Source organism: Micromonospora sp. URMC 105 (assembly GCF_051386295.1).
In the GTDB taxonomy this organism is placed as follows: Bacteria; Actinomycetota; Actinomycetes; order Mycobacteriales; family Micromonosporaceae; genus Micromonospora.
In genome coordinates, this window is record NZ_JBPQTL010000169.1 from 1 (window position 1) to 5,957 (window position 5,957).

The window sequence follows — 5,957 nt, forward strand, 5'->3', positions numbered from 1 at the left end:
ACCGCCACCGGCGCCGAAGACCTCCATCCGCGAGCCGTCGGGCAGCTCCAGCCAGGCCATGTTCTCGATGACGCCGACCACCCGCTGGTGGGTCTGCAGGGCGATCGCGCCGGCCCGCTCGGCGACCTCCGCGGCCGCGGCCTGCGGGGTGGTCACCACCAGGATCTCGGCGTTGGGCAGCAGCTGGGCCACCGAGATGGCGATGTCGCCGGTGCCCGGCGGCAGGTCGAGCAGGAGGACGTCCAGGTCGCCCCAGTAGACGTCGCCGAGGAACTGCTGCAACGCCCGGTGCAGCATCGGGCCGCGCCACACCACGGCGGCGTTGCCCGGGGTGAACATGCCGATCGAGATCACCTTCACGCCGTGCGCCTGCGGCGGCATGATCATGTCCTCGACCCGGGTCGGGCGGCCGTCCGCGCCGAGCATCCGGGGCACCGAGTGGCCGTAGATGTCGGCGTCGACCACGCCGACCGAGAGGCCCCGGGCGGCCAGCGCGGCGGCGAGGTTGACCGTCACGCTGGACTTGCCGACGCCGCCCTTGCCGCTGGCCACCGCGTACACCCGGGTACGGGAGCCGGGCTGGGCGAACGGGATCACCGGCTCGTTGCTGTCGGCGCCGCCGCGCAGCTTCGTCTGGAGCTGCTGGCGCTGCTCGGGGCTCATCACGCCGAACTCGATCTCGACACCCGTGACGCCGGGGACCGCCCCCACGGCGGCGGTGATGTCGCTGCGCAGCTTGTCCTTTAGCGGGCAGCCGGCGACGGTGAGCAGCAGCTCGACGCGTACGACGCCGTCGTCGCCGACCACGGCGGAGTTGACCATGCCGAGGTCCGTGATCGGGCGGCGGATCTCCGGGTCGTTGACGGTGGCCAGGGCGGCCTGGATCGCGTCGGAGATGGTGCTGACGGGAGCTGACATGCCCGCAATGTTACGTCGGGGGTGATCCGTCGCCGCCGCCAGCGGGGCCGGTGTGAGCGAATCGATGGGGCCGGGCCGGTCGCGCCGGTCAGCCCTCCGGCCGGCCGTCGCGGGCGTAGTCGCCGTCCAGGTCGTCGCGGGGCTCGTCGAGGCCCTCGCCACCCCGGCGGACGGCCCGCTCCTGCTGCCGGCGTTCCAGCTTCTGGCGGCGCTGGGCCGCCTCGTCCAGTTCCTCGGCGAGCCGGGCCAGCTCGGAGCGGAGGAAGTCCCGGGTGGCCACCTCGCCCATGGCGATCCGCAGCGCGGCGATCTCCCGGGCCAGGTACTCCGTGTCGGCCTTCTGCATGGTGGCCCGCCGCCGGTCCTCCTCCAGCGCCACCCGGTCCCGGTCGGCCTGCCGGTTCTGCGCGAGCAGGATCAGCGGGGCCGCGTACGAGGCCTGCAACGACAGCATCAGGGTCAGGAAGGTGAAGGTGTACGGGTCGAAGCGCAGGTGCGCCGGGGCGAGGGTGTTCCAGGCGAACCAGAGCGCGATGACCACCGTCATGTAGACGATGAAGTTCGCCGTGCCCATGCCCCGGGCGATCCCCTCGGACCACCGGCCGAAGGCCTCCGGGTCGAACCGGGGCAGCTTGACGCCCCGGGGCTCGCGCGGCTGGTCCAGCCGCTCGGCCCGTCGCGACTCAGACATCGGCGTCGTCCGGCGGCAGCTCGGCGGTGGGGCTCGGGGCCGGTACGGCGTCCCGGTCCCGCCAGTCCGGAGGCAGCGACTGGTCGAGCACGTCGTCGACGGTGACCGCACCGACCAGCCGGTTGCTGCGGTCCACCACCGGCATCGCCACCAGGTCGTACGTGGCCATCCGGCGGGTGATCTCCGGCAGTGGGGTGGTCGGCCGCAGCGGGTCGATGTCGTTGACCACCACCCCGCCGAGCATGTCGGCCGGCGGCTCCCGCAGCAGCCGCTGGAAGTGCACCATGCCCAGGTAGCGGCCGGTCGGCGTGGTCATCGGCGCGCGGGTCACGAAGACCTGGGCGGCGACGGCCGGGGAGAGCTGCTCCTCGCGGATGCGGGCGAGCGCCTCGGCGACGGTGGCGTCCGGCGGCAGGATCACCGGCTCGGAGGTCATCACGCTGCCGGCCGTGCCAGAGGCGTAGCGCAGCAGCTGGCGGACCGGGTCGGCCTCGCCCGGCTCCATCAGGTCCAGCAGCACGTCCTGCTCCGGCGGAGGCAGCTCGTTGAGCAGGTCGGCGGCGTCGTCCGGATCCATCTCCTCCAGCACGTCGGCAGCGCGTTCCCGGTCCAGCGCGGCCAGGATCTCCACCTGGTCGTGCTCGGGCAGCTCGCTGAGCACGTCGGCGAGGCGCTCGTCGTCCAGTGCCGCGGCGACCTCGTTGCGCCGCGCGTCGGGCAGGTCCTGCAGGGCGTTGGCCAGGTCGGCGGGGCGCATGTCCTCCAGCACGGCGAGCAGGTTGGCCGTACCCCGGTTGTCGGCGAGCCCGCTCAGCCCGCGGACCCGGTCCCACTCGACCTGGTGCAGGTGGCCGCGGCGGGTGAGCCGGCCGGTCTGCTCGCGGACGGCGACGCGGGACAGCGACCACTCGCCACCCCGGCTGCACTCCATCGCCACGTCGACCACCGCGCCCGGCTGGCCCCCCGGTTCGAGCTGGACCCGCCGGTCCAGCAGCTCCTGGAGCACCAGTAGCTCGTTGGGGCGCTTCTCGAAGCGGCGCAGGTTGAGGGTGCCGCTGCCGAGCACGACCGCGTCCGCGTCGATGGCGGTGATCCGGTTGATGGACAGGAAGATCCGCCGGCGCATCGGCATCTCGGCGACCAGGCCCACCACCTCGGGCGGCCGCTGGGTCGGCCGGATCCGCGCCACCGCGTCGCGCACCCGACCCACCTGGTCGCCGTTCGGGTCGAAGACGGCGACTCCGGCGAGTCGGGCGATGTAGACCCGGTTCGGCGTGCTCACGGGCACCAGCCTAAGCGCCTAGTGTTTATCAACATGTCGACCTTGGCCTACGAGATCGTGGACGTCTTCACCGACCGCCCGTTCGCGGGCAACCCGCTGGCCGTGGTGTTCGGCGCCGAAGGGCTGGCCACCGAACAGATGCAGGCGCTCGCGCTGGAGTTCAACCTCTCGGAGACGGTGTTCGTGCTGCCACCGACGCAGGTCGGGGCCACCTATCGGGCCCGGATCTTCACCCCGGTCGAGGAGCTGCCCTTCGCCGGGCACCCGAGCGTCGGCGCGGCAGTCACCGCCAGCCGGCGCGGGATGTTCGGTGTGGGAAGTATCACCCAGGAGTGCGGCGCCGGGGTCCTGCCCATCGAGGTCGGCGACACCGGGGCCACCCTGACCGGCGGCACCCCGACCCTCGGGCCGGAGCTGGACCCCGAACCGCTGCTGGAGATGGCCGGCCTCACCGCCGACGACCACGCCGGCCCGGCGCCCCGGGTGGCCGGCTGCGGGCTGGAGTTCCCCTACCTGCCGGTCCGCCCGGACGCGGTGGCGCGCGCCAAGGTCAACGCGGCGGCGGCGGAGCGGTACGGCGTGGAGCATGTCAGCGTCTTCTCCTGGGACGCCGACGCGCAAACCGCGCACGCCCGCGTCTTCGTGCCCGGCCTCGGCGTGCCGGAGGACCCGGCCACCGGCTCGGCCGCCCTGGGCCTCGGCGTCTGGCTGGTCGCCAGCGGCCTGCTCCCCGGCGAGGGGCGCTCCACGTACGCGGTCCGCCAGGGCATCGAGATCCACCGCCCGTCGGCGCTGGCCTGCACGGTGACCGCGGCCGACGGGGCGGCGGTCGGCGCGACCGTCTCCGGTCAGGTGATGGCGGTGGCCCGGGGCGAGATCCTGGTCCCGCCGTTCGTCGGCTGACCCGGAGCCGGTGACCGCACGCCCCACGTACGAGAGGATGCCGGTGTGACGGACGAGGTGGACGCCCCCCGGTCGACGCCGCTGGTCGACGAGGCGATGAAGAAGGCCGCGGTGGCCTGGGTGAGCATCGGCGACGGCCCGGCGCTGGCCCTGTGGTGCGTACCGCTGGAGGGGTCGCTCTTCGTGGTCAGCGGGCCGGGCGAGCAGTCCGCGCCCGGGCTGGCCGAGGCGGCCGAGGCGCGGGTGACCCTGCGCGGCGACCACGGCGGGCGGATCGTGACCTGGCCGGCCCGGGTGACCCGGCTGACGCCGGGCACCGAGGAGTGGGAGACCTCCGCCCCGCTGGTGGCCGCGAAGCGGCTGAACGCCTCGGGCCCGACCGCCGACCTGGTGGCCCGCTGGGCGGCCGACGACTGCGCGCTGACCCGGCTCGTCCCGGCGGGCACACCGGACGCCGGTGCGGACCTGCCGAGCGGGTCACTGAACGAGGCGCCGCGCGACACTCCCGCCGTGCGGGCCACCCGCAAGCCGTTCCGGCTGCACAAGGTCCGCCGTCGGTGAACCGGCTCAGCAGCCCACCGGCACCCCGTCGACCAGCTCGACCACCTCGCTGAGCGAGCCGACGACCGGGCCGTCCCAGTCCGGCTCGGCGTCGAAGACCAGGTGCCCGGCCAGGTCGGGGGTGACCAGCCGCACGGCGGTCATCCCGGCCCGCTGCGCGCCGGTCAGCTCGCGGCTGCCGCCGTCGCCGACGTAGAGGCAGTCCGCCGGTCGTACGTCCAGCAGCCGGCAGGCGGCCAGGTAGAGCGCCCGGTCCGGCTTGCACCGGCCGACGTGGACGGAGAAGACCTGCGCGTCCAGCAGCGGGGCGACCGCCAGCTGCGGCAGGAACGCGGGCAGTTCGTGGGTGCAGTCGCTGACCACGCCGGTGCGCACCCCTCGGTGCCGCAGCGCGGCGAGGGCCGGCACGGCGTCCTCGCGCAGCCGGGTGTCGGCGCGTACCGCCCGGTGCCGGGAGGCCACTGCCGCCCGGACGGCGGCGTCGGAGGGGTGTACGCCGGCCTGCGCGCAGACCCAGCGCAGGGTCGCCTCGGCGTTGCCGTGCCGGCCGCTGGCCCGCTGGTAGAAGGTGCGGTCGAGCACCTCGGCGAGCGTGTCGACACCGCAGCCGAGCAGCTCGGCGGTGGTCTCGTGGGCGGAGCCGCGCTGGACGCAGCGGGTCAGGGTGCCGAAGAAGTCGAACAGCACCGTGCGGTACCTGGGCATGGAAGAGCGCCTCCGGACGTCGGGGGATCGCCGGCGCGGACGCGCATGATCGTAACGAAGCGTTGACGGAAAGTGGTGGCCGGAGTTGTGTGAGTATTGCTCTCCGTGTCTCCCAGCCCGCACCGCCCGACGGTGGATCCGCTGACCGTCGGCGTCCTCGCGCTCGCCGTCGCCGCCGTCTCCTCCTCCGCCCCGCTGATCGCCTTCGCCGCGGCCCCGGCGCTGGCCGTCGCGTTCTGGCGCAACCTGCTCTCGGTCGCGGTGCTCGGTCCGGTCTCGCTGGCCCGCCGCCGGGCCGAGTTCCGCGCGCTGACCGTCGGGGCGGGCCGGCGGGAGGGCTGGTACTGCGTGCTCTCCGGCGTGGCGCTCGCCGCCCACTTCGCCACCTGGATGCCGAGCGCGCAGCTCACCTCGGTCGCCGCGGCCACGGCGCTGGGCGCCACCCAGCCGGTCTGGCAGGGACTGATCGCCCGCTGGCAGGGCCGGCACCTGCCGTACGCCGTCTGGGCCGGCATCGCGGTGGCCGTGACCGGCGCGGTCCTCGCCACCGGCGCGGACGTCGCCGTCTCCGGGCGGGCCTTCGCCGGGGACCTGCTGGCGATCACCGGCGGAATGTTCGCCGCCGTCTACACCGCGTTCGGCGAACGTGCCCGGGCCACCATCAGCACCACCACCTACACCACCATCTGCTACGGGGTGTGCGCGCTGATCCTGCTGGTGGTGTGCCTGGTCGGCGGGGTGCCGCTGCGGGGCTACGACTCCGCCACCTGGCTGGCGATCCTGGGCCTGGTCGTCGGCGCCCAGCTGCTCGGGCACTCGATGTTCAACCACGCCCTGCGCCGCGTCTCGGCCACCACGGTGAGCGTGCTGATCCTGCTCGAGGCGCCCGGCGCCGCC

The 5,957-nt window shown here is 74.3% G+C and carries 7 protein-coding genes; 3 read left to right on the forward strand and 4 right to left on the reverse strand.

Going from position 1 to position 5,957, the window contains the following annotated elements; genetic code table 11:
* From ACSNN7_RS28460 to ACSNN7_RS28470, 3 genes are all read right to left on the reverse strand, one after another.
* Positions 1-918, reverse strand: a 918-nt coding sequence (locus tag ACSNN7_RS28460) for a P-loop NTPase (RefSeq protein WP_436684133.1), incomplete at its 3' end; no start/stop codon positions are given.
* An 88-nt stretch (positions 919-1,006) separates the two neighbouring features.
* Positions 1,007-1,609 (reverse strand): DUF1003 domain-containing protein, encoded by a 603-nt coding sequence (locus ACSNN7_RS28465; RefSeq protein ID WP_436684134.1) that lies wholly within the window; start codon positions 1,607-1,609, stop codon positions 1,007-1,009.
* Positions 1,602-2,891: a magnesium transporter MgtE N-terminal domain-containing protein gene (locus tag ACSNN7_RS28470; RefSeq protein ID WP_436684135.1), complete on the reverse strand. Its 1,290-nt coding sequence runs from the start codon at positions 2,889-2,891 to the stop codon at positions 1,602-1,604. The genes ACSNN7_RS28465 and ACSNN7_RS28470 overlap by 8 nt, the downstream gene beginning before the upstream one ends.
* A gap of 33 nt (positions 2,892-2,924) precedes the next feature.
* On the opposite strand from ACSNN7_RS28470, the gene ACSNN7_RS28475 reads away from it, so the two are divergent.
* Together ACSNN7_RS28475 and ACSNN7_RS28480 are read left to right on the forward strand one after the other, a co-directional pair.
* Positions 2,925-3,794: a PhzF family phenazine biosynthesis protein gene (locus tag ACSNN7_RS28475; RefSeq protein WP_436684136.1), complete on the forward strand. Its 870-nt coding sequence runs from the start codon at positions 2,925-2,927 to the stop codon at positions 3,792-3,794.
* Positions 3,795-3,839: 45 nt separating this feature from the next.
* The gene (locus tag ACSNN7_RS28480) at positions 3,840-4,355 is read left to right on the forward strand and encodes a hypothetical protein (RefSeq protein ID WP_436684137.1); all 516 of its coding nucleotides are present in this window, start codon (positions 3,840-3,842) and stop codon (positions 4,353-4,355) included.
* A gap of 6 nt (positions 4,356-4,361) precedes the next feature.
* On the opposite strand, the gene ACSNN7_RS28485 is transcribed toward ACSNN7_RS28480, so the two are convergent.
* Positions 4,362-5,060, reverse strand: a complete 699-nt coding sequence (locus ACSNN7_RS28485; RefSeq protein WP_436684138.1) for an HAD family hydrolase — start codon at positions 5,058-5,060, stop codon at positions 4,362-4,364.
* Positions 5,061-5,165: 105 nt separating this feature from the next.
* On the opposite strand from ACSNN7_RS28485, the gene ACSNN7_RS28490 reads away from it, so the two are divergent.
* On the forward strand, positions 5,166-5,957 hold a 792-nt coding region (locus ACSNN7_RS28490), incomplete at its 3' end, for a DMT family transporter (protein ID WP_436684139.1).

Excerpts from the sequence above, each read along its gene's own strand:
- ACSNN7_RS28475 (WP_436684136.1), top strand. The coding sequence starts at position 2,925 with ATGTCGACCTTGGCCTACGAGATCGTGGACGTCTTCACCGACCGCCCG.
- ACSNN7_RS28485 (WP_436684138.1), bottom strand. The coding sequence starts at position 5,060 with ATGCCCAGGTACCGCACGGTGCTGTTCGACTTCTTCGGCACCCTGACC.
- ACSNN7_RS28465 (WP_436684134.1), bottom strand. The coding sequence starts at position 1,609 with ATGTCTGAGTCGCGACGGGCCGAGCGGCTGGACCAGCCGCGCGAGCCC.